20 protein-coding genes and 2 pseudogenes are annotated in these 24,382 nt (G+C 72.4%); 3 read left to right on the forward strand and 19 right to left on the reverse strand.

What is annotated here, in order from left to right:
* The 5 genes and pseudogenes from OO62_RS35085 to OO62_RS35105 all read right to left on the reverse strand — a co-directional run.
* The coding region (locus OO62_RS35085; RefSeq protein WP_051733876.1) for a sensor histidine kinase at positions 1-1,533 on the reverse strand (1,533 nt) is incomplete at its 3' end.
* Positions 1,534-1,800: 267 nt separating this feature from the next.
* Positions 1,801-2,238: a hypothetical protein gene (locus tag OO62_RS35090; RefSeq protein WP_033271777.1), complete on the reverse strand. Its 438-nt coding sequence runs from the start codon at positions 2,236-2,238 to the stop codon at positions 1,801-1,803.
* A gap of 181 nt (positions 2,239-2,419) precedes the next feature.
* Positions 2,420-3,595, reverse strand: coding sequence for an MBL fold metallo-hydrolase (locus tag OO62_RS35095; protein ID WP_078617522.1), 1,176 nt, complete (start codon positions 3,593-3,595; stop codon positions 2,420-2,422).
* A gap of 171 nt (positions 3,596-3,766) precedes the next feature.
* Positions 3,767-4,607 (reverse strand): annotated as a pseudogene (locus tag OO62_RS36765) (GNAT family N-acetyltransferase).
* A gap of 67 nt (positions 4,608-4,674) precedes the next feature.
* Positions 4,675-6,075 carry an NAD(P)/FAD-dependent oxidoreductase gene (locus tag OO62_RS35105; RefSeq protein WP_033271778.1) on the reverse strand — a complete coding sequence of 467 codons (1,401 nt, stop codon included), beginning with the start codon at positions 6,073-6,075 and terminating at the stop codon, positions 4,675-4,677.
* A gap of 343 nt (positions 6,076-6,418) precedes the next feature.
* Between OO62_RS35105 and OO62_RS35110 the strand changes: the two genes are divergently transcribed.
* Complete coding sequence (locus OO62_RS35110; RefSeq protein WP_033271779.1) at positions 6,419-7,453, forward strand: carbohydrate kinase family protein; 1,035 nt, start codon at positions 6,419-6,421, stop codon at positions 7,451-7,453.
* 24 nt (positions 7,454-7,477) lie between these two features.
* Here OO62_RS35110 and OO62_RS35115 read toward each other — a convergent pair whose 3' ends face one another.
* Genes OO62_RS35115 through OO62_RS35125 form a run of 3 tightly spaced genes read right to left on the reverse strand, consistent with a single transcriptional unit; the run spans position 7,478 to position 9,532 of the window.
* The gene (locus OO62_RS35115) at positions 7,478-8,383 is read right to left on the reverse strand and encodes an SAM-dependent methyltransferase (protein ID WP_033271780.1); all 906 of its coding nucleotides are present in this window, start codon (positions 8,381-8,383) and stop codon (positions 7,478-7,480) included.
* Positions 8,380-8,658, reverse strand: coding sequence for a DUF397 domain-containing protein (locus OO62_RS35120; protein WP_033271781.1), 279 nt, complete (start codon positions 8,656-8,658; stop codon positions 8,380-8,382). The genes OO62_RS35115 and OO62_RS35120 overlap by 4 nt, the downstream gene beginning before the upstream one ends.
* A gap of 7 nt (positions 8,659-8,665) precedes the next feature.
* Positions 8,666-9,532: a helix-turn-helix domain-containing protein gene (locus OO62_RS35125; protein ID WP_033271782.1), complete on the reverse strand. Its 867-nt coding sequence runs from the start codon at positions 9,530-9,532 to the stop codon at positions 8,666-8,668.
* 110 nt (positions 9,533-9,642) lie between these two features.
* Here OO62_RS35125 and OO62_RS35130 point away from each other — a divergent pair, with 110 nt between their 5' ends.
* Positions 9,643-10,134, forward strand: a complete 492-nt coding sequence (locus OO62_RS35130; RefSeq protein WP_248782312.1) for an ATP-binding protein — start codon at positions 9,643-9,645, stop codon at positions 10,132-10,134.
* 91 nt (positions 10,135-10,225) lie between these two features.
* Here OO62_RS35130 and OO62_RS35135 read toward each other — a convergent pair whose 3' ends face one another.
* Positions 10,226-11,005 carry an SGNH/GDSL hydrolase family protein gene (locus OO62_RS35135; RefSeq protein ID WP_033271793.1) on the reverse strand — a complete coding sequence of 260 codons (780 nt, stop codon included), beginning with the start codon at positions 11,003-11,005 and terminating at the stop codon, positions 10,226-10,228.
* Between the two features lie 326 nt (positions 11,006-11,331).
* On the opposite strand from OO62_RS35135, the gene OO62_RS35140 reads away from it, so the two are divergent.
* Positions 11,332-12,138: a tyrosine-protein phosphatase gene (locus OO62_RS35140; RefSeq protein ID WP_033271784.1), complete on the forward strand. Its 807-nt coding sequence runs from the start codon at positions 11,332-11,334 to the stop codon at positions 12,136-12,138.
* A 97-nt stretch (positions 12,139-12,235) separates the two neighbouring features.
* On the opposite strand, the gene OO62_RS35145 is transcribed toward OO62_RS35140, so the two are convergent.
* From OO62_RS35145 to OO62_RS41165, 10 genes and pseudogenes are all read right to left on the reverse strand, one after another.
* Positions 12,236-13,618 carry an aspartate aminotransferase family protein gene (locus tag OO62_RS35145; RefSeq protein ID WP_033271785.1) on the reverse strand — a complete coding sequence of 461 codons (1,383 nt, stop codon included), beginning with the start codon at positions 13,616-13,618 and terminating at the stop codon, positions 12,236-12,238.
* On the reverse strand, positions 13,615-15,495 hold the full coding sequence (gene dxs / locus OO62_RS35150) for a 1-deoxy-D-xylulose-5-phosphate synthase (protein ID WP_033271786.1): 1,881 nt from the start codon (positions 15,493-15,495) through the stop codon (positions 13,615-13,617). The genes OO62_RS35145 and dxs overlap by 4 nt, the downstream gene beginning before the upstream one ends.
* Before the next feature lie 85 nt (positions 15,496-15,580).
* Positions 15,581-16,606 (reverse strand): adenosyl-hopene transferase HpnH, encoded by a 1,026-nt coding sequence (hpnH, locus tag OO62_RS35155; RefSeq protein WP_033271787.1) that lies wholly within the window; start codon positions 16,604-16,606, stop codon positions 15,581-15,583.
* 5 nt (positions 16,607-16,611) lie between these two features.
* Entirely contained in the window at positions 16,612-17,280 is a 669-nt protein-coding gene (locus OO62_RS35160; RefSeq protein WP_033271788.1) for a phosphorylase family protein, read from the reverse strand.
* Complete coding sequence (gene shc, locus OO62_RS35165; RefSeq protein WP_033271789.1) at positions 17,280-19,292, reverse strand: squalene--hopene cyclase; 2,013 nt, start codon at positions 19,290-19,292, stop codon at positions 17,280-17,282. Before shc ends, OO62_RS35160 begins: the two co-directional genes overlap by 1 nt.
* 106 nt (positions 19,293-19,398) lie before the next feature.
* Entirely contained in the window at positions 19,399-20,520 is a 1,122-nt protein-coding gene (locus OO62_RS35170) for a polyprenyl synthetase family protein (protein WP_051733874.1), read from the reverse strand.
* Positions 20,517-21,926, reverse strand: a complete 1,410-nt coding sequence (gene hpnE, locus OO62_RS35175; protein WP_051733875.1) for a hydroxysqualene dehydroxylase HpnE — start codon at positions 21,924-21,926, stop codon at positions 20,517-20,519. The genes OO62_RS35170 and hpnE overlap by 4 nt, the downstream gene beginning before the upstream one ends.
* 100 nt (positions 21,927-22,026) lie before the next feature.
* Positions 22,027-22,980: a presqualene diphosphate synthase HpnD gene (gene hpnD, locus OO62_RS35180; RefSeq protein WP_078617523.1), complete on the reverse strand. Its 954-nt coding sequence runs from the start codon at positions 22,978-22,980 to the stop codon at positions 22,027-22,029.
* The gene (gene hpnC, locus OO62_RS35185; protein WP_033271796.1) at positions 22,977-23,843 is read right to left on the reverse strand and encodes a squalene synthase HpnC; all 867 of its coding nucleotides are present in this window, start codon (positions 23,841-23,843) and stop codon (positions 22,977-22,979) included. Before hpnC ends, hpnD begins: the two co-directional genes overlap by 4 nt.
* Positions 23,844-24,291: 448 nt before the next feature.
* A pseudogene (locus tag OO62_RS41165) lies at positions 24,292-24,382 on the reverse strand (ABC transporter ATP-binding protein); the annotation flags it as partial.

Genomic DNA, 24,382 nt, shown 5'->3' on the forward strand with positions numbered 1-24,382 from the left:
GTTCAGGGCGGGGGCGGGGGGCGTACGGCCGTCATGGCCGGGCCGCGGTGTGCGGGGGGCGTCGTCGGGAGCGGTGGCCGGGCCGGGAATGGCCGCGGTCCGCGGGCCGTTGAGTCCGCGGTCGTGACGGTCGTGGCCGCGGTCGCCGTCCGGGTCGTACGGGTTGTCGTAGCCTCCGTGCTCGCGCGCCGGGTCGCTGTCCGGGGAGCCGAGGCGCGCGGGGTCCGCGCCGTCCGCCGCCCCGTCGGCCGACTCCACGCCCAGCACGGCCTGCGGCACGATCAGCACGGCCTGCACCCCGCCGTAGATGTTGCTCTGCAGCCGGACGACGATGCCGTGCCGCCGGGCGAGCGAGGAGACCACGAACAGCCCGATCCGCCCGTCGCTGAGCAGTTCGGCGACATCGACGTGGTCGGGGTCGGCGAGCAGGGCGTTCATCCGGTTCTGCTCGTCCGCCGACATGCCCAGGCCGCGGTCCTCGACCTCGACCGCGAGGCCGGCGGTGACGAGCTGGGCGCGCAGCAGGACCGGCGTCTGCGGGGCGGAGTAGATCGTGGCGTTCTCGACGAGTTCGGCGAGCAGGTGGATGACGTCGGCGACGGCGTGCCCGCGCAGGGTGCCCTCGATCGGCGGCACCAGCTTGATCCTGGGGTACTGCTCGACCTCGGCGATCGAGGAGCGCAGCACCTCGGTCATGGAGACCGGGCGGCTCCACTGGCGGCGGGAGATGGCGCCGCCCAGGACGGCGAGGTTCTCGGCGTGCCGGCGGATGCGGGTGGCCAGGTGGTCGACGTGGAACAGGCCCTTGAGCAGGTCCGGATCCTCGACCTGGTTCTCCAGCTCGTCCAGCAGCTCGATCTCGCGGTGCACCAGGGACTGCAGGCGGCGGGCGAGGTTCACGAAGACCTCGACCTTCTGCTCGCTGCCGCTGGCGTTGCTGCGGGCGATGGCGACCGCGTCGACGACGGCGGACTCGGCGGCCCGGCCGGCCGCGGCCATCTCGTGGGCGAGCAGGTCGAGGGTGTCGCCGGTGGGCACCAGGGCCGGCTCGGGGTCACGGCGCTGGAGCCATTCGCCCCGGCGCACCCGGTCGAGCAGGTCGTAGAGGTCGGACTGACTACGGGCGCAGACCTGGCGCAGCCGGGCGTAGCGGGTGACGGCGGCGCGGGCCTCGGAGTTGGCGGCCGCGCTCGCGGTGAGCACGATGACGCAGACCATGGCGAGGCCGCCGCAGAGCACCACCCACTCACGGCCGGTGACCCGCGCGCCGCCGGACTGGACGACGAAGGCGGCGACGGCGGTACAGACGACGGCGGTGAGCAGGGACGGCACGGCGGTGAGCCGGACCAGGCGGGACCGTATCGCCGAGTCGGCGGCCGACTCGGGGAACGAGGCCCGTCCGTGTCGTCCGCCCTCACGCTCCCGCCGCCGGGCGGAGGCGGGTACGGGAGCGGCCCCCGGGAAACCCTGTGTCCCCGGGGACCTCTGAGCCTCCTGGGACGTCTGGGTCCCCTGGGGGAATGCGGTAGGCATCTGCGCCCTCCGGATCGGCCGTTGGCAGTTCGCGGAGCACGCACGCTAGTTGTTGCAGGGGTGGGGTTCGGAACCACTTCGAGGTTTCGCTACCCCTCGCCACCTCCTTGGGTGGACGGCGCGCGCACATCAGTGCGACGCAATCCGAACTACCGTTCCGTAAAGGCAAGTTGGAGCCACCAGGCGTTTCTCGCACAGGCTCACGAACGGCGCTCGCCGGCCCCCCGCACGCCGGCGCGGAAGCAGGGGCCGACGGGCCGCGACGGTTCAGCCGCAGTGACCGTCCTTGGTCACGTACTGGTCGGCGATCTGGCCCCGCCAGGTGACGCACTCGAAGCGCGCGGGGATGTACACCGGCCCGGCGTAGGAGGTGTAGGCACCCGAATCGGAGGCACTGACCTGGGTGTTGTTGGTCTGGAAGACCTTGGCGTGCAGATAGACCGCCGCGCCCGGCCTGGCGCGCACGGTCACCGCGCAGTTCTCCCCGGTCGTGGCGTTCCACGTCAGGTACGCGGTCCCCAGACTGCCGATGTTGCTGAAGTCCACCACCTTGTACCCGGCCCCGCACACCCCGTTGTACGCGGCCACCGCGGACTCGGCGGTGCCGGCCGCCGCGGCGGAGGCGGGCACCGCGAAGGCGGTGGCACCGGCCGTCGCGGCGGTCGCCAGCGCGGTGACGACGGCGGCCCTGCGCATACGCTTCATGACACTCCCCGGTTCACTCAGGGGTGCTCCCTGCACCCGAAGAGGAAGACCAAGGAGGCCCCTGGGGAGTTGTGGCATGAATTGTCACCAGTGCGTCACCGTGTCCGGCGCGGCGATCCGCTGCCGGCCCGCGGCCTTCAGACCGCGGGCCGCGGGCAAGTCCCGTACTCCGTAGGCCCGTTCAACGCTCCGCGGCGAGGTCGGCGCCGGCGGGCGAGACCACCGGCGGCCACGCGGGCCACCCCTGCACGGGTGGTACCGCGATCGCCCGCCACCAGGGGTCGACGACCGGCGGGTCGGCGGGCTCGAAGGGCTTGCCGGGCGGGGGCGCGGCTATCTGCGCGCCCGCCCGCCGGCCCGCCACGACCGTCCGTTCCACGGGCTCGGACCAGGGGTGCGGAGCGAGGTTGAAGGTGCCCCAGTGGATGGGCAGCAGCACGCCTTCCGGGGTTCCGCCGGACAGGTCGACATGGGCGCGCAGGCCCTCCTCCGGGGTCATGTGGATGTCGGGCCAGAAGTCGCTGTACGCGCCGATCTGCATCATCGTCGCGTCGAACGGGCCGTGGGCCGCGCCGATCTCCGCGAATCCGGAGAAGTAACCGGTGTCGCCGCTGTGGTAGACGCGGTGCTCGGGGCCCGCGACCACCCAGGAGGCCCACAGGGTGTGCTGCGGGCCGCGCAGACCGCGGCCGCAGAAGTGCTGGGCGGGTGTGGCGGTGAGGGTCAGGCCGCCGATCCGGGTGGCCTCGTGCCAGTCGAGTTCGGTGATCCGCTCCGCCGGTACGCCCCAGAACTCCAGGTCCGCACCGATCCCCAGCGGTACCACGAAGGTGGCACCGGTGCGGATCAGGCCCTGGACGGTCGACATGTCGAGATGGTCGTAGTGGTCGTGGGAGATCACCACGACATCGACCGGCTCCAGCTCGGCCAGCTCGACGGGCACGGGATGCATCCGCTTGGGGCCGGCCCAGGTGACCGGCGAACAGCGCTCGCCCCACACCGGGTCGAACAGCACCCGCCGGCCGTCGATCTCGACCAGCACGCTCGAATGCCCCATCCAGGTGAGCCGCAGCCCGGACGCGGGCGGCCGGCGCCGGTCCTCGGCGGCCGGCCGGTGCACCGGGATCGGACCCACCGGGGCGCGGCGCAGCCGGCCCTCACGGCTCAGCTGGGTACGCGCCATCGGTAGCGCGGAGCCGTTCAGCAGCTGTCTGGTCGGCACGGGGTTGCGGAACTGCCCGTCCACGAACTGCGGAGACCTGCGTATCCTGGCCAGCCGCTCCCCGGTGGGCACGGCGCCGAAGCTCGCGGGCCGCAGCGCGGACAGGCCAATACGGCGGGATCGGAAACCGGTCACGGCACCTCCATGTTCGGGGCAGTCGCGAAGTGAACGGGCCGCGTGAGCGGTGAGTTCCGGCCGACCGGAGCACGCGGCGCCGCCGTGCGGTAACGCACACCGTGACGCCCGGACTCACACCATCCCCCCACGGCAGAAACCGCGCGACCGGCCGTGACGGAACCGGCGGACTTATTCGAACGTCAGTACGAGATAATCCTCCACCGGCCGGTAGCCGAGCCGCCGGTACAGCGCGTTACTGGTGGGGTTGGCCAGGTCGGTGAAGAGCAGCACCTCCTGCGCGCCGGAGTCCTTGGCGGCCTGCGACACGGCGGCCGTCACCGCCCCGGCGTACCCGCGTCCGCGCAGCTCGGGCGGGGTGTACACGGGCGCGACGCGGGCCGTGCCGACGAGCGTGCGGGTGATCCCGGCCATCGAGACGGGCCGCCCGCCGGCCTCCCACAGCAGGCAGCGCCCGTCGGCGATCCGGTCGTCGAGCGCGGGCGTCACGGGGCGCTGCGACACCGATGTCCTCGGCGAAGGCGGCGAACCACCCGCGCAGCAGCTCCCGGTCGGCGGGGGTGGCGCGCCGGGCGGCCCCGGGTGGCGCGGGGTCCGGCGGCGTCAGCTCCGTCAGCCGGTGGAGCCGGCGGCGGGCGGCGGGGCGCACCGTTCCGTGCCGGCGCCAGGCCGCGGCGAACGCCTCGGCGGCCGCCCGGCCGGCGTTGACCCCCGGCACGCCGGCCCGCGCCGCGGCCAGCACGTCCGCCAGGTCGGCCGCGGCCCCGTCCGACATCGGCGAGAGCAGCACCGGCCGCGGCGGCGTCCAGACGTACGCGGCATCCACCGCGGCCGGTCCACCGCACCGCCGCCAGCCGAACGACGGGGCGGCCTCGCCGTACGCGTCCACCCCGAGCACCCGCAGCGAGGACACCACCGACAGCAGCACGGTGTGCTCGGCCGGCCGCGCGCGCAGGAAGTCCCCGGCCGCCGCCTCGAACGCGTCGAGGTCCCGGGTCGTCGTCCACGTCATGCCGCATGCTCTCCCGGACCGGGGGCCGGCCGCAGCCGGTTTCCGGTGCCGCGCTCCGCGACGCGGTTCAGAGCGTCTCGACGGTCGCGGGCGGGGCCGGCAGGCCGGGGCGGCGCGGCAGCAGGAGGGTGCGCAGCACGATCCTCGGGGCGAGCAGCCGGGCGGGCGGCGCGGTGAGGCAGAAGACGTCCCGGAAGGCCGCGCCGACGACGGCGTCGATGGCGGCCCGGGCGTGCAGCCGGTCGATGTACCAGGTGCTCAGCCGCTCCCCGAGACGCGCCGTCCGCTGCCCGGAACCGGCGTACGGGCGGTCCGCGCCGACCGCTGCCAGCCAGGCGGGCTCCGCGGCGCGGGCCACCGCCCGCTGCGCCGCGGCGGCACTCCCCGGGCGCAGCCCGCCGGCGGCGTCGAGCGCGCCGCGCACCGCCAGCGCGCCCAGTGCGGCGACCGACATGCCCTGCCCGTAGACGGGGTTGAAGGTGCAGCCGGCGTCCCCGAGCACGAGAAAGCCCTCGGGCAGCGCGCCGGGCCGCGCGAAGTGCCGGCGGCGGTTGCAGGTGTCGTGGAAGCCGTACACCGGCGAGAGCGGCTCGGCGGACGCGAGCAGCTCGTGGACGTACGGGTCGCCGATCGTGGCGCTGAAGGCGGTGAACTCCGCGGCGTCCGTGGGTGGATGCTGGCCGCGCACCCCGGACAGGGTCAGCAGCCACGCGCCGTCCTCGACGGGGACGTAGGCGGCGCCGCGCGGGCACTCCGGCCAGCCGGGGACGTTGACGCCGACCTCGGGGGCGGTGTCCGGGTCCTTGGGGCGGTACATCCGGGTGGCGTACGCCAGCCCCGCGTCGACGGTCTCCTCCTGGGGCGCGCTCCGGCCCAGTTCGGCGTACCACTGCGGGGCGCGGGAGCCGCGGCCCGAGGCGTCGACGACGAGGGTGGCCGGCAGGTCCCGCCCGGCGCCCCGCCCCCCGTCGCGTGAGCGGACGCGGACCCCGGTCACCCGGTCGGCGTCACCGGTGAGCCCGGTGACCTCGGTCGCTTCCAGGACCTCGACGCGGGTGGACGAGCCGGCGGCGGCCCGCAGTGCGCGTTCGCGTACCACCGCGTCCAGCACCGGACGGGTGACGCTCAGCGTCCGGTGCCGCCGCTCGTCGAAGCGGCGCTGCCACCCGGTGGGCGTACGGGTCAGCAGGTCGCGCGGCAGATAGAGGCTGCGCGCGCCCGCCTCACCGAGCGCGGCGACGGTGCCGGGCAGCAGCTCCTCCAGGGCGCGCTGACCGCCGCTGAGGAGGATGTGCAGATGGCGGGCCTGCGGTACGCCCTTGCGGAAGGTGCGCCCCTCCGGATAGCGGTCGCGCTCGACGACCGTGATCGCCTCGACGTGTCCCAGCAGGGCGGTCACGGCGAGCATCCCGGCGAGTCCACCGCCGATCACGATCGCGGTGCGCCCGCCATTGGAGTGCTCTGCCATCCCTGCCTCGCTCCCCCGGGTCCGCTTCCGGCACCACGGCATCCGCTCGCTGTCCGCCCTGGCGCCGCAGGGCATCCGTCATGGTGCCAACTCGCCCTGTGGCAGCCCGAGTCGGGGCCCTCCTCGGCGCACCGCCGGTCACCCGCGGCCGTCCGCGCACCACCGGCAACGGACCTCGTGTGCGACTTCTTGCGCGTCCGTTGTCCCCTCGTGCCACCCCCGCCCCCGACATCCCGATTTGCGGCGGGCCTGCGTCTAGACTCCCCGCAGCGGACGCTCCTCGTCCGCAAACGGTCTCACCAGCAAGGGATTCGCCTCACCAGCAAGGGATTCAAGGACGCTTGTGACATTCCAGCAGGTTTCTGAGCCGTATGACGCATATGACGTACTCGTCGTGGGCGGGTCGGGGGTGGACACGCTCGTGCAGGTCGGCGCGCTGCCCGTGCCGCTCGCCGATTCCCATCAGGTCCCGCCCATCCACGAGGGGGCGGGCCACACCGGCACCGGCGTCGCGCTGGGTTGCGCGGCCCTCGGGCTGGCCACCGGGCTCGTGGACTTCATCGGCGACGACCACGCCGGCACCCTGGTCCGTGAGCGGCTGGCCGGCACCGGCGTCGACTTCCGTCCGCTGATCTCGCCGCGGGGCACCCGGCGCGCGGTCAATCTCGTCGCCCCCGACGGCCGCCGGATGTCCTTCTTCGACGCCCGCGACCCGGACGATCTGCGGATGCCGCCGGAGCACTACCTCCCCGTGCTGAGCCGGGCCCGGCACGTCCATCTGTCGATCACGAACTTCGCCCGCCATCTGTACGACGACATCGAGGCGCTCGGCCTCCCCGTCTCGACCGATCTGCACGACTGGGACGGCCTGACGGACCATCACCGGGAGTTCGCGCTCCGCTCGGACCTGGTGTTCCTCAGCACGGCCGGGGCGGGCGAGCGGATCGGGCCCGTGATGCGGGAGATCCTCCGCACCGGCCGGGCCGAGGCGGTGATCGCGACGGCCGGCGCGGGCGGTGCCTACCTCCTGGCGCGGGACGACCGCACCCCGCGGCTGGTGCCGCCGGCGGTCCCGCCCGGACCCGTCGTGGACACCAACGGCGCGGGCGACGCCTTCACCTGTGGGTTCCTCTACGGGCGGCTGGCCGGCCGGCCGCTGGAGGAGTGCGCACAGCTGGCCGCGGTCGCGGGCGCGTACGCGTGCACCACGCCGGGCACGCACAGCAGTCTCGTCGGACCGGACGACCTGCGCGCGGTGCTGACCGGCACCGCGGCGCCCGCAGGCCCCGTCCCGCCGCCCCCGGTCGCGCCCCCCGCCGACGGTCCCGGCCTGCCGGAGCCGCCCGCGCCCCAGCAGGTCACCGCCACGGGGGCGTAGGCCACCGGCCGAGTGGCGGGGTGCTCAGTCCTTGCGGCCCACCGCACCGTAGAAGATGGTGTCGTTGAGCTCCGCGGCACTGGGCACCTCGCCGTCCGGCCGCCACAGCGGAACCCGTACGACGCCCGGATCCAGCAGGGTGAACGGCCCGAAGAGCTGCTCGATGCCGGCCTTCGGCCGCAGGTTGAGGGTGGCGGTGGCGCTCCTGTAGACGTCCTCCACCCCGGCCCGCGCCACCTCGTCCGTGCGACCGCCTTCGTACGCCTCGTACGGCTCACCGGTCGCATGCGACAGGACCAGGTGACTGCCCGCGGGGAGCGCCTCGGCGAACGCGGCGACCAGGCCGGCGGGGTCCTCGTCGTCCCGGATGAAGTGCAGTACGGCGACGAGCAGCAGCGCGACCGGCCGGTCGAAGTCGATCAGCTCGCGGACGGTGGGGTGGTCCAGGATCGCATGGGGCTCCCGGACGTCACCGAGCACGAAGCCGGTGTGCGTGGTGTCGGTGAGCCGGGCCCCGGCGTGGGTGGCGACGATCGGGTCGTTGTCGACGTAGACGACGCGGGTGTCCGGGACGGTCTCGCGGGCCACCTCGTGGGTGTTGGGCGAGGTGGGGATCCCGGTGCCGATGTCGATGATCTGGCGGATGCCGTCGCCGACCAGGGTGCGCACCGCGCGCCGCAGGAAGGCGCGGTTGGCGCGGGCGCTCAGCCGTACCTGGGGGTGGACCTCGATGACGCGCTCCGCGGCCACCCGATCGACCTCGTAGTTGTCCCAGCCGCCGAGGTAGTAGTCGTACATCCGGGCCGGGTGCGGCCGGCTGGTGTCGATCTCCGCGGCGGCGAACCCGGTGTGCTGGGGTCCGGGGACGTACGGACCGAGCGCGGCGGCCGCCGGTTCCGGGGCCGCGGGAGAGAGGTCCTGCTCGCTCACGCCGTCCTCCGTTCGGTGCACCGGCCGGGCGCGGCGGCGAGCAGGAAGTCGGCCTGGCCGGCCTTCGCTCCCTCGATGAAGCTCACCATCTCGCCGTGGGTGTAGATCAGCGCCGGGCCGTCCGGGTCGGTCGACTGGCGCAGCGCGACCCGGCCGTCCCCCAGCCGCATGGCCTCGACGCACTCGCCGCCGTTTCCGCCGCTCCACGGTTTGTGCCAGCCCTCGGTGCCCAGCTCCTTGGCGGGCATGCCGTTGTAGATGCGTATGCGATCCATGGGGGGTTCAGATCTCCTTGCGAAAGCCACCCAGAATGGCCTCGGTGGTGTGTGCCGGCGCGGCCTGCGCACACATCCGGTCCAGGGCCTCCAGGAACTGCGAGACGTCGTTGCGCTGGTCGAAGTACACGGCTCCGACGAGGCTTTCCGCGTAAGCGATGTCCGGGAGTTCCGGGATCGGGAAGCGGAAGATGTGGAAGGGGCCGTACATGGCGGGGTGCGGACCGGCGGCGAACGGCATGATCTGTAGCCGCACGTTCGGCAGCGCGGTGGCCTCCATGAGCCGGGTGACCTGATCGCGCATCACCTTGGGCCCGCCGATCGGGCGCCGCAGGACGGTCTCGTCCATGACCACCCACAGCATCGGCGCGTTGTCGCGGGTCAGCAAGGACTGCCGCTCCATGCGCAGCGCGACGATGCGGTCGACGTCGGCCCCGGAGGCGTGCGGCATCCCCGCCCTCAGCACCGCGGTGGCGTACCCCTCGGTCTGCAGCAGGCCGGGGATGTAGTGCGGCTGGTAGGCGCGGATGAGGTTGGCCTCGCCCTCCAGGCTGACGAAGGCGCTGAACCACTCGGGCAGCACATCGCGGAAGCGGTGCCACCACCCGGGCTTGTTGGCCTCGCGGGCCAGCGAGAGGAAGCCCTCGATCTCCTCCTCGTCGACGACGCCGTAGGTGGCCAACAGCTTCTCGACGTAGGGGAGTTTGAGTCCCACCTCGGCCTTTTCCATGCGCCGAATCGTGGCGTGGGTCACATCGAGGGCCGCCGCGGCCTGTTCGAAGGAGAGTCCCGCCTTCTCGCGCAGGTCCTGCAGTCGCTTGCCCAGCACCACCCGCAGGACGGTCGGCGCACCTGCCGACCGTGGGTCCGCCACGTTCGATCGCCTCCAACTGACTTCAGTGTTCAGCAGTGTGTCATGCCGTCAGCACGAACGAACAGACTGCACTTACGATTCTGCAAATTGCAGAGTGATCCTTGCCATCGGTGACCAACATCGCACATAGTTACGTCGTGGCTTCCCCCAACAACGCTCCCTCGTTAGGGCGCTGCGGCGGCTTTGTCGCCCAGTACCCGCAGGACGCGTTCCACTTGCCGGCGCGCTCGACGTCCGTCGCCGAGGCACGCAGACGCGTCAGCGCGCTGCTGTGCGAGTGGGGCGCGGATCAACAAGTCCGCGACGATGTGGAGTTGGTGGTCTCCGAGGTGTTCACCAACGCGGTGCGGCACACCGACAGCGAGAAGATCGGCTGCGAGGTCGCCCTCGTCGGGGCGCACATACGCATAGAGATCACGGACGAGGGCGGACCGGGCGCTTCGGCTCCGCACGTCCAGCCCGGCAGCGTGGACAAGGAGTGCGGACGGGGCCTGTTCCTCGTCGGCGCGCTGTCCGACGGCTGGGGCTCGCGCCCCACCGGCAACGGCCGGGGCCGGGTGGTCTGGGCCGACCTGCCGTACACCGGCACCGCCACGCACTGAGGCCCCGCTCCGCCACCGGCGGAATCGGGGCCTCCGTCATGCCTCGGGGCCTTCCCGCCCCGCCCTGCCTGCGTACCGCAGCGGCCGCGTCCTACAGCGGCAGCAGATCGGGCCGCTTGGGCTCGACGTGGTCACCGGAGGACTCACCGCGCAGCCGGCGCCCGATCCACGGGACGAGGTGCTCCCGCGCCCAGTGGATGTTGTCCCGCCGCGCGTCGGCGGCCGAACGCTCCGTCTCCGGGGGCCAGGGCTGGTCCGGATCGGCCGGCACCCGCAGGCCGAGCACCTGCGCCGCGCGCAGCGCCACCCGGGTGTGGCCGTCGGGCGACAGATGCAGCCGGTCGTCGCTCCACGCCCGCCGGTCCTGCACCGACTTCAGCGACCACAGGTCCAGGACCGGGCAGTCGTGCCGGTCCGCGATGGCCCGGACGTGTGCGGTGTACGTCGCGATCTTGCCCCGCAGATGCCGCAGCACGGGGATACCGCGGGTGTCGAAGCCCGTACAGAGCAGGACCGCGCCGACCGAGGTGCGCAGATCGGCGACCGCCGCCTCGTAGCGCTCGGCGACCGCGTCCGGGTCGGAGCCCGGCCGCAGGATGTCGTTCCCGCCGGCACAGAACGTCACGAGCGCGGGCGCGAGGGCCTTGGCCCGGGGCACCTGCTCCTCGACGATCTGGTCCAGCAACCTCCCCCTGACGGCGAGGTTCGCATAGCGGAAATCCCCCTCCGCCTGCTGGTCCGAGAGCAGCACCGCGAGGCGGTCCGCCCAACCGATGTACACCCCGTCAGGGCCGGGATCCCCGACCCCCTCCGTAAAGCTGTCCCCGACGGCTGCGTACGACCCGATGGCGCCATGGGCGCCCTTGATGATGTCTTTCGACTCATCTGCAGCGCTCCTGGCGCCGCTGCTGATGTTCTTCGAATCGTCTGCCACGTCAGGACATACTTCACCTTGATAAGTGACCTACGCCACCGTAACCAGGGGTTGACGAGGAGTGATTAATGCCACCAGGTCAAATTCTGCTCAAGTTGGAATAATGATTGCGCAGATACTGCCGCCCGAGCGCCGCAACACGCTTCCCCACGCCTCCATTGCGGCCTGATTGTCTATTGCATCAATGTCGTATCGTCGACAGGTGCGCCGCCTCGCCGACAAGGAGCGTCGGCGGCCGCCAGAGCCGACACGAAGGAGTGCCCGTGACGCAGACGCCGCAGGTCCCCCAGGCCCAGCCGGAGCTCGCGGAGGTCCGCAACTTCCGTGACGTCGGCGGACTGCCGACCGTGGACGGGCGTCGCGTACGGGAGGGCCGGCTCTACCGCAGCGGCCACCTCGCCCATGCCACGGAAGAGGACGCGGCGTTTCTGGCCACGCTCGGGCTGCACACCGTCTTCGACTTCCGCAACGCCGCGGACATCAAGCTGGAGGGCCCCGACGTCGCGCTGCCGGGCGTGCGCAATGTCAACATCCCGCTCACCGACCCGGCCGACGGTGCCGAGTTCTGGACGATGGTGCGCGACGGCGAGCTCGACCAGCTGCGCTCCGCGCTCGGTGACGGCAAGGCCGCGGCCCGTATGGCCCTGACCTACCGCCACATCATCACCACACGCACCGCGGACCACAGCCGGGTGCTGCACGACCTCGCCGACGACAGCGTTCCCGCACTGATGCACTGCGCGGCCGGCAAGGACCGCGCGGGCCTGTCGGTGGCGGTGACCCTGCTGGCGGTCGGGGTGGAGCGCGACGCCATCGAGGCGGACTACCTCAAGTCCAACGACCCGCACCGCCGCTACAAGATCCGCCGCTCGGACAACTCGGCGGTCGGGATGTCGCCGGAGGTCATGGAGCTGCTCTCGCCACTGTTCGGGGCGCACGCCGACTACCTCACGGCCGCCTACGACGCGATCGAGCAGAGCTGGGGCTCCACGGAGAAGTACCTCACCGAGGGCCTGAAGCTGTCGCCCGAAACCCGCGAGCGGCTGCGGGACCGGCTGCTGGAGGGCTGACGCCGGGACGGGCCGCACCCCGCGGCCCCGCGGCACGCCCGTGGGGGCCGCGGCCCGGCGGCCACCACGCCCGACGGCCGGCGCCCTCCCGCGCCTCTCAGTGGGTCTGCAGGGCCTGCTTCACCAGGGTTCGCCCGAAGTCCCACATCAGGCCGCCGCCCCCGTGGGCGTCGTCCATGACAGCTGTGAACGCCTCGACGAAACGGTCCACCTCCCGTTCGCCGATGATCAGCGGCGGAATCAGCTTGATGACCTCCAGATGGTCGCCCGAGACCTGGGTCAGGATGCGGTGCCGCTGCAACAGCGGGACCACCACCATCTGGGCGAACAGCCCCTTGCGGGCCGCCTGGAGCATCGTCCAGCGGCTGCGCAGGCCGAGCGACTTGGGGCGGCCGAACTCGATGCCGATCATCAGGCCGCGGCCCCGGACGTCGTGCAGCAGCTCGTAGCGGTCGACCAGCGCGGCGAGGCGGGAGCGCAGCAGGTCGCCGGTGTGCCGGGCGTGGGCGACGGTCTCCTCGTCCTCCATGACCGTGAGCACCGCGAGGCCGGCGGCCATCGCCTGGGCGTTGGCACCGAAGCTGGCGGAGTGCACCAGCACCCGGTCCATGGACGAGTAGACCTTCTTGAAGATCCAGTCCTTGCCGAGGGTCGCACCGACCGGGACGTAGCCGCCGGACAGGGCCTTGGCCACGCACACCAGGTCCGGTTCGACGCCCTCCTCGTGCTGGTAGGCGAAGAAGTCACCGGTGCGGCCGAGCCCGGTCTGCACCTCGTCGGCGATCAGCAGGGCCTTGTGCCGGTGCAGCAACTCCTGTGCGGCGCGCAGGAATCCGGGCGGAGTGGGGTGCACGCCCTTGCCCTGGATCGGCTCGACCACGAAGCCCGCCACGTCGCCGCGCCTCACCTCCCGCTCCAGCGCGGCCAGGTCGCCCAGCTCGATCGCGGTGTCCGGCAGCAGCGGGGCGAAGCCGTCGCGGAACCCGTCCTCGCCGTTGACGGAGAGCGAGCCGGTGGTCAGGCCGTGGAAGGCGTGGGTGCAGTAGACGATGCGTGGTCTGCCGGTGGCGTAGCGGGCGAACTTCAGGGCGGTCTCGACGGCCTCGGTGCCGCTGTTGCCGAAGAACACCCGGTCCAGGTGCGGCGCGTGGCCGAGCAGCTTCTCGGCGAGCAGCCCGGGCAGCGGCTGGCAGTCGAAGCGGGTGAGGTCGGCGAGACCGGCGTCCAGGACGTCGTGCAGCGCCTGCCGTACGACGGGGTGGTGCCGGCCGAGCCCCATCACCCCGAACCCGGCGAGCATGTCCAGGTAGTCCCGGCCGTCGCGGTCCCAGAAGTAGGCGCCCTCGGCCCGGTCGTAGACCTTGTCGAAGCCGATGGTGTGCAGCATCCGGGGCAGCTGGTGGTTCAGATGGCGGGCGTGCAGGTCGTAGCGCTCGTCACCGCGCTCGGCGAGCAGCCTGGCCAGGTCGAATCCGGTCACGAGAGGCTCTCCTTACGGGCCAGCGCGGCACTGATCCGGCCGGCGATCTCGGCCGGCGTCAGCCCGAGGTCGGCCAGCAGCTCACCACGTTTGGCGTGCGGCAGGAACTGCTCGGGGATGCCGAAGGTGCGCAGCGGCACATCGACGCGCGCGTCCCGCAGCGCCTGCCCGACCGCCCAGCCGACGCCCCCGCTGACGCTGTTGTCCTCGACGACGGCCACCATGGCGTACCGCGCGGCGAGCTCGGGGACGGCGGCGTCGACCGGCTTGACCCAGCGGGGGTCGATGACGGTCGCGTCGAGTCCGCGCGCCGCGAGCAGCTCGGCCACCCGCAGACACACCGGCGCCATCACGCCGACCGCGATCAGCAGCACGTCCGGGTGCGGGGCGCGGTGCAGGACGTCGACGCCGCCGATCCGGTCGAGGGCCGGCACGGGATCGTCCACCGACGCCTTGGGGAAGCGCAGCACGGTCGGTGCGTCGGTCACGTCCAGCGCCTCCCGCAGCTGGGCGCGGAGCTGGTCGGCGTCGCGCGGTGCGGCGATCCGCAGGCCGGGGACGACGCCCAGCACCGAGAGGTCCCACATACCGTTGTGCGAGGCGCCGTCGGTGCCGGTGACCCCGGCCCGGTCGAGGACGAAGGTCACCCCGCACTTGTGCAGCGCGACGTCCATCAGGACCTGGTCGACGGCGCGGTTGAGGAAGGTGGCGTAGACCGCGACGACCGGGTGCAGGCCGCCGGTGGCCAGTCCGGCCGCGGTGACCACCGCGTGCTGTTCGGCGATCCCCACGTCCCACACCCGGTCCGGGTACGCCTCGGCGAACTTCCCCAGGCCGACCGGCCGCAGCATCGCCGCGGTGAGGGCGACGACGTCCGCGCGCTCGGCGCCGATGCGCACCATTTCGTCGCCGAAGACGGATGTCCACGAGGGCGCGCCGGGCGGGGTGACGGGTGCGCAGGTCAGCGGGTCCATCACGCCGACGGTGTGGAAGTGGTCCGCCTCGTCCTCCAGGGCGGGCGGGTAGCCGCGGCCCTTCTCGGTCAGGCAGTGCACCAGCACGGGCCCGTGGAAGCCGGCCGCGCGGCGCAGCGCCGACTCGACGGCGGCGATGTCGTGCCCGTCGATCGGGCCGACGTACTTCAGGCCCAGGTCCTCGAACATGCCCTGCGGGGCGAAGGCGTCCTTGAAGCCCTTCTTGGCGCCGTGCAGGGATTCGTAGAGGGGTTTGCCGACGACGGGGGTGCGCTCCAGCACGTCCTTGCCCCAGGCCAGGAACTTCTCGTAGCCGTCGGTGGTGCGCAGGGTGGCGAGGTGGTTGGCCAGGCCGCCGATGGTGGGCGCGTAGGAGCGCTCGTTGTCGTTGACGACGATGATCAGCGGGCGGTCCTTGGCGGCGGCGATGTTGTTGAGCGCCTCCCAGGCCATTCCGCCGGTCAGCGCGCCGTCACCGATGACGGCGACGACGTGGTCGTCCTTGCCGCGCACCTGGCTCGCCTTGGCCAGACCGTCGGCCCAGCTCAGCACCGTCGAGGCATGGCTGTTCTCGATGACGTCGTGCGCCGACTCCGCCCGCGAGGGGTAGCCGGACAGCCCGCCCTTGGCCCGCAGCTTGGAGAAGTCCTGACGGCCGGTCAGGAGTTTGTGCACGTACGACTGGTGGCCGGTGTCCCACAGGATGCGGTCGGCAGGTGAGTCGAAGACCCGGTGCAGGGCGATGGTCAGCTCGACCACGCCCAGGTTGGGGCCCAGATGGCCGCCGGTGCGGGCGACGGCCTGGATGAGGAAGTGCCGGATCTCCTCGGCGAGTTCGGGCAGGCGGCCCTCGGGGAGCGCCTTGAGGTCGCGCGGTTCCCGGATCTGTTCCAGCAGGGTCATGTGCGGTCGGTCCCCCTCTGTGGTTCGGCTGACCGTGGCTGCCGGGGAGCCCCTGGCGGCGGGCTCCCCGGCTGTCCTCAACGGCTCATCCGCGGTTCCCCGCGACGGTCTCCCTGGCGGCGCGGAGGGATTCCTTGAGGGACCCCATGGTGGCCAGGACGGCGGTGGGCTCGTAGCCGCAGTGCGCCATGCAGTTGGCGCAGCGGGGGTCCTTGCCGCGGCCGTACTTGTCCCAGTCGGTCTCCTCGATGAGTTCCCGGTACGTGGGGACGTAGCCGTCGCTCATCAGGTAGCACGGGCGCTGCCAGCCGAACAGCGAGTAGTTGGGGATCGCCCAGGCCGTGCACGGGAAGTCCGCCTTGCCCTCCAGGAAGTCCAGGAAGAGCGGGCTGTGGTTGAGCCGCCAGCGGCGCCGGTTGCCGCCGGCGAACGCCTTCCGGAACAGCTCCCGGGTCTGCTCGACGCCCAGGAAGTGCTCCTGGTCGGGGGCCTTCTCGTAGGCGTAGGCGGGCGACAGCATCATCTCGTCGACCTGGAGGTCGTCATTGAGGAAGTTGAGGACCTCGATGATGGTCTGCGGGGTGTCGGTGTTGAAGAACGTGGAGTTGGTGGTGACCCGGAAGCCGCGCCGCTTGGCCTCCTTGATCGCCGCCACCGCCTCGTCGAAAACGCCTTCCTTCGCGACGGATTCGTCGTGCCGCTCGCGCATTCCGTCGATGTGCACCGCGAACGCGAAATACGGCGAGGGGGTGAACCTGTCCATCTTCTTGCGCAGCAGCATCGCATTGGTGCACAGGAAGACGTATTTCCGCTTCGCCACCAACTGCCGCACGATCTCGTCGATCTGCGGGTGCATCAACGGTTCGCCACCGGCGATGGAGACCATCGGCGCCCCGGACTCCAGCACCGCCCCGACCGCCTGCGCCACCGGCATCCGCTGTTTGAGCACGCCCGCCGGGTGCTGGATCTTCCCGCAGCCCTCACATTTCAGGTTGCACGCGAAGAGCGGTTCCAGCTCGACGATGAGCGGGAACTTCTCGCGCCGGCGAATCAACTTCTGTTCAAAGAGATAGGTCCCGACCCGAATGGACTGACGGAGCGGCATGGCCATCTGGCTCACCTCCAGGGGAGCAGCAAAGAACGGTGCCATTCATAGAAAACGGGAAGTACGGAGCGCAGCACTTTGAAGGCTGATATTCCACCGCGCACGGTGCCGATGCGTACGAGCTCATGTTCTGGAGCGTCCACGACCACCCGGACGGCCGCAACCGGGCGGCCGCCGGCACGCTGTGCCGCCCGCAGCGTGGCGGCGGACTCCATGTCCACCGCCACCGCCCCCGCGGCATGCAGCTCGGCCCGCTCCGCGCCGCGTACGACGTGGTCGGAGCCGCGCAGCAGGCCGCTGTGCACGGTCAGGCCGCGCTCACGCAGCGCGTGCAGCAGCGGGCCGTTGTCACGGCAGGTGACGTCCGGGACGCCGGGGCGGTGATCGCGGGTTGCCTCGGCGACGACCACGTCCCCGGGGCGCATGCCCGGGGCGAGGCCGGCGCAGAAGCCGCTGGCGACGACGGGCGAACGCCGGGTGTCCGCGCCCTCACCCAGCGCTTCGGCGAGGGCCCTTTCGGCCGCCTCGGGACCCATGCCGGTGCGGAGTACGACCAGGTCGGGGCGCCCGCCGGCCGCCGCTGCCGCGCGGTGCCCGCGGCGCAGCGCGAACCGCTCGATGCCGAGCGCACAGGCGACCAGCAGCGGTGGCTCCGCGTCCGCGGGGGGCCGTTGCGACATCAGGCACCCACCGCGGCCGGTCCCCCGCCCAGATAGCGGCCCAGGGCGGTCAGCGGGAAGACCTGGCGGTAGAGGTGGTAGTTGATGGAGAAGTCCCAGGGGAAGCCCGTACCGGTGAAGTACGGCTCGTCCCAGGAACCGTCCTCGCGCTGGGTGCCGGTCAGCCAGCGCACCCCGCGGCGCACCGCCTCGCTCTCCCGCTCCCCGGCCGCGAGCAGCGCCATCAGCGCCCAGGCGGTCTGCGAGGCGGTCGAGGCGCCGCGCCCGGCCCACCGCTCCTTGTCCTGGTACGACCGCTGGTCCTCGCCCCAGCCGCCGTCCTCGTTCTGCACCTTCTCCAGCCAGCGCACGGCCCGGCGGACGGCGGGGTGCGAGCCGGGGATACCGGCCGCGGCGAGCGCGGGGAGCACCGATCCGGTGCCGTAGAGGTAGTTGGTGCCCCAGCGCCCGAACCAGGCGCCGCTGGGCTCCTGTTCGGCCAGCAGCCAGGCGATGCCGCGGCGGGTGCGCGGGTCGTGCGCCCGGCCGACGTCGGCGAGCATCTCGACGACGTGGGCGGTGACGTCGGCCGACGGCGGGTCGATGACCTCCCCGAAGTCGCAGAAGGGCAGGCGGTTGGGGAACGGGCTGGTGTTGTCGACGTCGAAGGCGCCCCAGCCCCCGTTCCTGGACTGCATGCCGAAGTTCCAGCGCACCGCGCGCTGCACCGCATCCTCGACCCGCTGGGGGTCGGGGTGCTGTACGCGGCGCAGCGCCAGCACCACCTCGGCGGTGTCGTCGATGTCCGGGTAGTTGTCGTTCTCGAACTCGAACGCCCAGCCTCCGGAGGGGAGTTGGGGGCGCTGCACGCTCCAGTCGCCGGGCCGGCGGATCTGCTCGGCGAGCATCCAGTCCGCGGCCTTGACCAGCTGCGGGTGGTCGGCGGGCACACCGGCGTCGGCGAGCGCGATGGCGGCCAGGCAGGTGTCCCAGACCGGGGACTGGCACGCCTCGATCATCCGGGCCCCGTCCTCGCGCCACACCGCGAAGCGGTCCAGCGACGCGAGGCCGGTACGCAGCACGGGGTGGTCGAGGTCGTATCCGAGGAGGTGCAGGGCGATGACGGAGTAGACGGCGGGGGGCTGGATGCCGCCCCAGCAGCCGTCGTTCTCCTGCCGTTCGATGATCCAGCGGGCGGCGGCGCGCATCGCGGCGCCGCGCAGCTTGCGCAGCGCCACCTTGTGGTAGAGGTGCAGCGCCTTGTCGAGGCGCTGGAAGAGGCCGTCCCAGCTGGTGGCCGGGGCGAGCGGGCGCGGCGGGGCGGGCCGGCGCGGATCGACGTGCAGCTCGTCCAGGGCGAACGGCGCGGGCCGCACGGGGCGTTTGGCCGAGACGATGGTCAGCGGCACGATGGTCTGCCGCGCCCAGCAGCCGAAGTCGTAGATGTTGAGCGGGAACCACTTGGGGAGGTAGAGGAGCTCCGGCGGCAGTTCGGGCAGGTCGTCCCACTTCCACCAGCCGAAGAGCGCCAGCCAGATGCGGGTGAAGACCCGGGCGGCGGCGACTCCGCCCTGCTCGCGGATCCAGGCCGAGGCCCTGGCCATGTGGGGCGCGTCGGGCGCGTCGCCGGCGAGCCGGAGGGCGACGTACGCCTCGACGGTGGCGGAGAGTTCGCCGGGCCCGCCGTAGAAGGTGGCCCAGGTGCCGTCCGGTCGCTGCTCGCCGCGGATGTGGCGGCCGGCGGCCTCGGTGGTCCTGGGGTCCTGGATGCCCAGGAACTGACGGAGCAGCAGGTCTTCGGCGTCCATCGTGACGTTGGTCTCGAGGTCGCCCTTCCACCATCCGGCGGGGTCCTGGAGGGACAGCAGGTAATCGGTGGCGCGGGCGGCCGCGCGTCGGGCCGATTCCGCCGTGTCGTCGAGGACGGCGGTGCGGAGGCTGTCGGTCGGTTCGGTCGTCTCAGCGGTGGCATCGCTGGCCGAAGGGGCCCGGGGCGGCAGCGCCCCGGTGCTTCCGTCGGTCGTCGCTGTCATGGCTTCCCCTTCGGCAGTGAACTGTCAAAGCGTGCTCAGGGATTCCGTCGGCCGATGCCCGGCTGGCACCGGCCGGCGACTGCGATCTATTCGGTTTCGATGGCGATCATCTCTCTCGTACGACGACGAAGTCCGCGAGGGCGACGAGCTGTGCGCGGACCTTCTCCGGCATCTCGATCTCGTCCAGCGCGGCGATGGCGGTGGCGTGCTGGCGGCGGGCCTCCTGGGAGGTCCACTCACGGCCGCCGGCCTCCTCGATGAGGGCCGCCCGGGAGGCGAACTCCTCCTCGGTGAAGTCGGCGATCTCGGTCTCGCTCTTCTTGGCGTCGGCGGCCAGGATCCGGGCCAGCCGCTCGGAGGCCGGGCCGCCGGCGGCGAGCGCGGCGACGACCGGCAGCGACTTCTTGCGCTGGCGCAGATCGCTCCAGGTCTGCTTGCCGGTGGCCTCCGGGTCGCCCCAGATGCCGAGCAGGTCGTCGACGGCCTGGAAGGCGAGCCCGAGGTGGTAGCCGTACTTCTCCAGGGTGTCCGCGGTGCGGTCGTCGGCGCCGCCGAGCACCGCCCCGATGGAGACGGCGCAGGCCAGCAGCGCGCCGGTCTTGTTGCCCTCCATCTCCAGGCACTCCTCGACGGTGACCCGCTCGCGGTGCTCGTAGGAGATGTCCTGCGCCTGGCCGTCGATCAGCTTGCGGGTGGCCAGGGTGAGCCGGCGGGTGGCCCGGCCGGCGTCGACCGTGCCCAGTTCCAGCAGTATTTCGTTGGCGAGCGCGAACAGGGCGTCCCCGACGAGGATGGCCTGCGCGGGGCCGTGCACCTTCCACACCGTGTCGCGGTGCCGGCGCTGCTCGTCGCCGTCCATGAGGTCGTCGTGCAGCAGCGAGAAGTTGTGCACCAGCTCGACGGCGACCGCGCCGGGGATGCCGACCTCGGGGGCCGCGCCGGCGGCCTCCGCCGACAGCAGGGCGAGCGCGGGCCGCACCGCCTTGCCGCTGTCGCCCGAGCTGGGGTTGCCTTCGGCGTCGATCCAGCCGAAGTGGTACGCGGCGACGGTGTCCATGGGAGGAGCGAGCCGGTTGACGGCCGCACGCAGCACAGGAGTGGCGAGGGTCCGCCCACGCTCAAGCAGCGCGGTGACGCTCGCGGTGTCGATAGCTGGGGAAGCCGGATTCACGGTTTCTCCTCTGTTTCCGATGCTCGTGCTCGTGCGAGCGCTCGTACTCGTAGTCATGCCGCCTCCTGAGGCAACTGGCCCTGGGGGAAGCCGAGTTCGGTGAGTGCCTCGCGAGCGGCGGCAGTGCCGCTGCGAACAGCGCTTTCCATGGTCGCGGGCCACCCGGTGGCGGTCCACGCACCGGCCAGGAACAGGCCGGGGGCTTGGGTGCGGGCGACGGGGCGGAGCCTGCCGACGCCCGGCGCGGGCGCGAAGGTCGCGGTGCGCTCGCGGGTCACGAAGAAGTCGCAGATCCTGGCGCCGCGCGCGGCGGGCAGCAGCCGCTCCAGCTCGGGCAGATAGCGGGCCCGGAGCTTGCCGACCGGCTGGTCGATCTCGTCCTGCGCGGCGGACTGCGAGACGGCCAGGTACTGGCGGCCCTCGCCGCCCTCGACGCGCGTCAGGCCCGAGCCTTCGGTGCGGTCGAAGACCCATTGGACGGGTGAGCCGACCGCCGCGAAGAAGGGGCGGCGCAGCACCTTGCGGTCGTAGACGACATGGAGGTTGAGGATCGGTGCGGTGCCGATGTCCAGCAGGCGGTCCTTGCCGTCCAGCGCGCCGTCGGACAGCAGGGCGTGCGCCTCGCGCTGCGGTACGGCGAGGACGACGGTGTCCGCGGCGAGTTGCGCACTGCCGTGCGGGCCGTTCTCCACCGCGACCCGCCAGCCGCCGTCCGTACGCTCGACGGCCGCGGCGCGGGTGCGCAGCGCGATGCGGACGCCGGCCTTCTCCAGCGCCGTGCGCGCGAGGGTGTCGTGGACGTCGCCGAGCGGGACGCGGGACCAGCCGATGTCGGCGGCGCCGGGGGCGGACAGCAGCCCGGTCTTGAAGACCTTGGCGGCCAGGCCCAGCGAGGCGTCCGCGGCACGGGCGTTGAGGGTGGCGATGCCGACCAGGTCCCACAGCACCTCGACCGCGCGGGCGGACTGGCCGTGGCGGCGCAGCCAGCTGCCGAAGTCGACGCCGTCCAGCGCCGGGTCGGCCGGGTCGAGGGCCTTGAGCGCGAGGGTGGCCCGCACGACTCCGGCCCGCTCGGCCGGCGACAGGTGCGGGTACAGCGCCAGGCTCCGGGCGAGGTGCAGCGGGACGGGCAGGGCGGTGCGGCGCAGCCGGCCGAGCCGCATCCGGTCGGCGTCCAGCACGGGGACGTCCATCCGGTCCTGCAGCGGTACCAGGTGCGCGGCACCGAGCCGCTCCAGCAGCTCGCGGTAGGCGGTGCAGCAGCGCAGATAGACGTGCTGGCCGTTGTCGACGCTCAGCTCGCCGGCGGCGCTGTCGCGGCGGAAGGAGAAGACCAGACCGCCCAGCCGGGGCCGGCCCTCGACGAGGGTGACGCGCAGCCCCGCGCCGGCCAGCGCGAGCGCCGCGGTCGTGCCCGCGAGTCCGCCCCCGACGACCACCGCCGCGGTGCCGTGCGCTGTCATGTGCTCTCCCCCCGTACGTGTGGCATGGACGCACAGGTCCGGGGAACGGTTGCCCGCCGTGGTGACGCGGGGTCCCCGCTGTCGCGCGTGGCCCGGCGCATCATCCACGCCTCCTGACGGCCTGCCGGCGGCCGATCGCCCGCGCGTCGAGGCCGGACAGGCCGCGCACCGCGACGAACGCCTTCTCCCGGCCGGGCAGCGAGACCCGGCCGCGCAGCACCGCCTCGGGGTCGGCGGCGATCCGGGTGAGCAGGCGGTGGTAGATGCCGGCCATCGCGGCCACGCAGGCGCCACTGCGCCGGTCGAGCATCGGCAGCAGCTGGAAGCCCTCGGCGAACAGCGCACGGGCCCGCTTCACCTCGTGGTGCACCAGGCCGGTGAAGTCGGAGCCGGGCGGCGGGACCGGGCGGTCGAACCCCGCCGAGCAGCCGAACTTGGCGAGGTCCTCGGCGGGCAGGTAGGTCCGGCCGTTGCCCGCGTCCTCGCGAACGTCCCTGAGGATGTTGGTGAGTTGGAGGGCGAGACCGAGGATGTCGGCGTACTCGGAGGCGTGCTCGGCGTCCGGCGCGCCGGGGACGGTCCCGAACACGCCGAGGGAGAGCCGGCCGATGGCTCCGGCGACGCAGCGGCAGTAGACCTTGAGGTCGTCCCAGGTCTCGTAGGTCTCGCCGCGCACGTCCGCCAGCACGCCGTCGATCAGCTCGTCCAGCGCGTCGAGCGGCACGGGGAAGCGGCGGGCGGCATCGGCGAGCGCCACGGCCACCGGGTCGGTGTCGTCCTCGTCGATCCGGCCGTCCTTGATGCGGGCCAGCAGCGCCCGGGTGTCCTCCAGGCGCTGCTGCTTGGCAGCGGGCTCCAGCGTGCCGTCGCCGATGTCGTCGACCCGGCGGGAGAAGGCGTAGAGCGCCGACATCGCCTGCCGCTTGTCGGTCGGCAGCAGCCGGATGCCGTAGGCGAAGTTGCGTGCCTGCTGCCCGGTGATGGCCTCGCAGTAGCGATACGCAGCGAGCACCGGCGCGGACGCGTGTGCGGTTGCCTCCACGGTCCGACTCACCCCTCTCTTCGCAATGTCGCCGCCACCTCGCGCAGCAGGCTGAGCTTGGTCGGCTTGGGCGGTCCAGGGAGTACGTCGTGTTCGGCGGCCGCGACCGCCTGGAGTGCGGCACGGCCGCCGGCCACGAAACCGGCCAGCAGCAGCTTGAGTCTGCCGTGGACGCTACCCACCAGCGGGGTGCCTTCATTCAGCAGCTCACGGGCGCGTTCCGCTTCGAACGCGATCAGTGCGCGCACCGATGCGCCCCCGCTCGGGGCGGCCAAATCGGCCTCTGTGACGCCGAAGCGTTTGAGGTCCTCGGCGGGGAGGTAGACCCGGTCGCGCCCGAGGTCCTCGGCCACGTCCTGGATGTGCTCGACGATCTGCAGCGCGGTGCACACCGCGTCGGAGCGGCGGATCCGCTCGGGCGACGAGGTGCCGGTGATGCCGAGGACGAGCCGGCCGACGGGGTTGGCGGACAGCTCGCAGTAGGCGACCAGGTCGTCGTAGGTGGCGTAGCGGCTGATCCGCTGGTCCTGACGGTTGGCCTCGATCAGGCCGAGGAAGGGCTCAGGGGTCAGCTCGCAGCGGCGGACGGTCGGGCCGAGCCGGCGCATCAGCGGGTGCTTGGGGCCGGGGGCGCGGTCGCTGAAGACACGCCGAAGGTCCGCCTCCAGCGCGTCGAGCAGCGCGGGGCGGTCGTCGTACTGTGCCCGGTCGAGTCCGAGGAGTACGGCATCGCCGCCACCGGGGGCGAGATCGCCGTCGCCGATGTCGTCGACGAGCCGGGCGAAGCCGTAGACGGCCATCAGATCGGCCCGCCACGCGCGGGGCAGGAAGAACGGCGCGACCGGGAAGTTCTCGTGTGCGGCCTGGTCGAGCACGGTGCGCGTCTGGTCCCGCCCGTCACCCGTCGCCACCCTTCGGAGGAAGGCGCGACGCGCCCGCTCGTTGTCTCGGCTCACCGGGGGCTGCCCGGCGCGTTGAGGTGCCGGAGCGAACCAGTAGCCATTGCCGTCACGTCTCCCGTTCTACACCGCCAAGCTAAAACATCCTATTTCGGACACGCCGCGCCCGGCGACGCGCCCCGATCGAGCTCTCATCACCCGCTTGGGTGAGCAACGCCCGACTTGTACCACTTGTGCTGTTCAGTACCCGTACAGCTTACGCCGTACATCTCAGCCGGCTCCGAGCGGGTACCGAAGCCCGAGGCAACGATCCGGTCAACATCCACTCGGCGCGAACTGTTCCCGGCGCCGCCGGAGTTGACCCTTTCCACACCCGTAGGCCCCCGCGAGTCCGCCTCGCGGGGGCCTACGGGTGCGGGAGGGGCTACTTGCCCGTCTCCTTCTCGTACGCCTTGATGACCTCGTCGGTGGGGCCGTCCATCAGCAGTTCGCCGCGTTCCAGCCACAGCACCCGG

The organism is Streptomyces lydicus (assembly GCF_000717345.1).
GTDB classification, from domain to species: domain Bacteria; phylum Actinomycetota; class Actinomycetes; order Streptomycetales; family Streptomycetaceae; genus Streptomyces; species Streptomyces lydicus.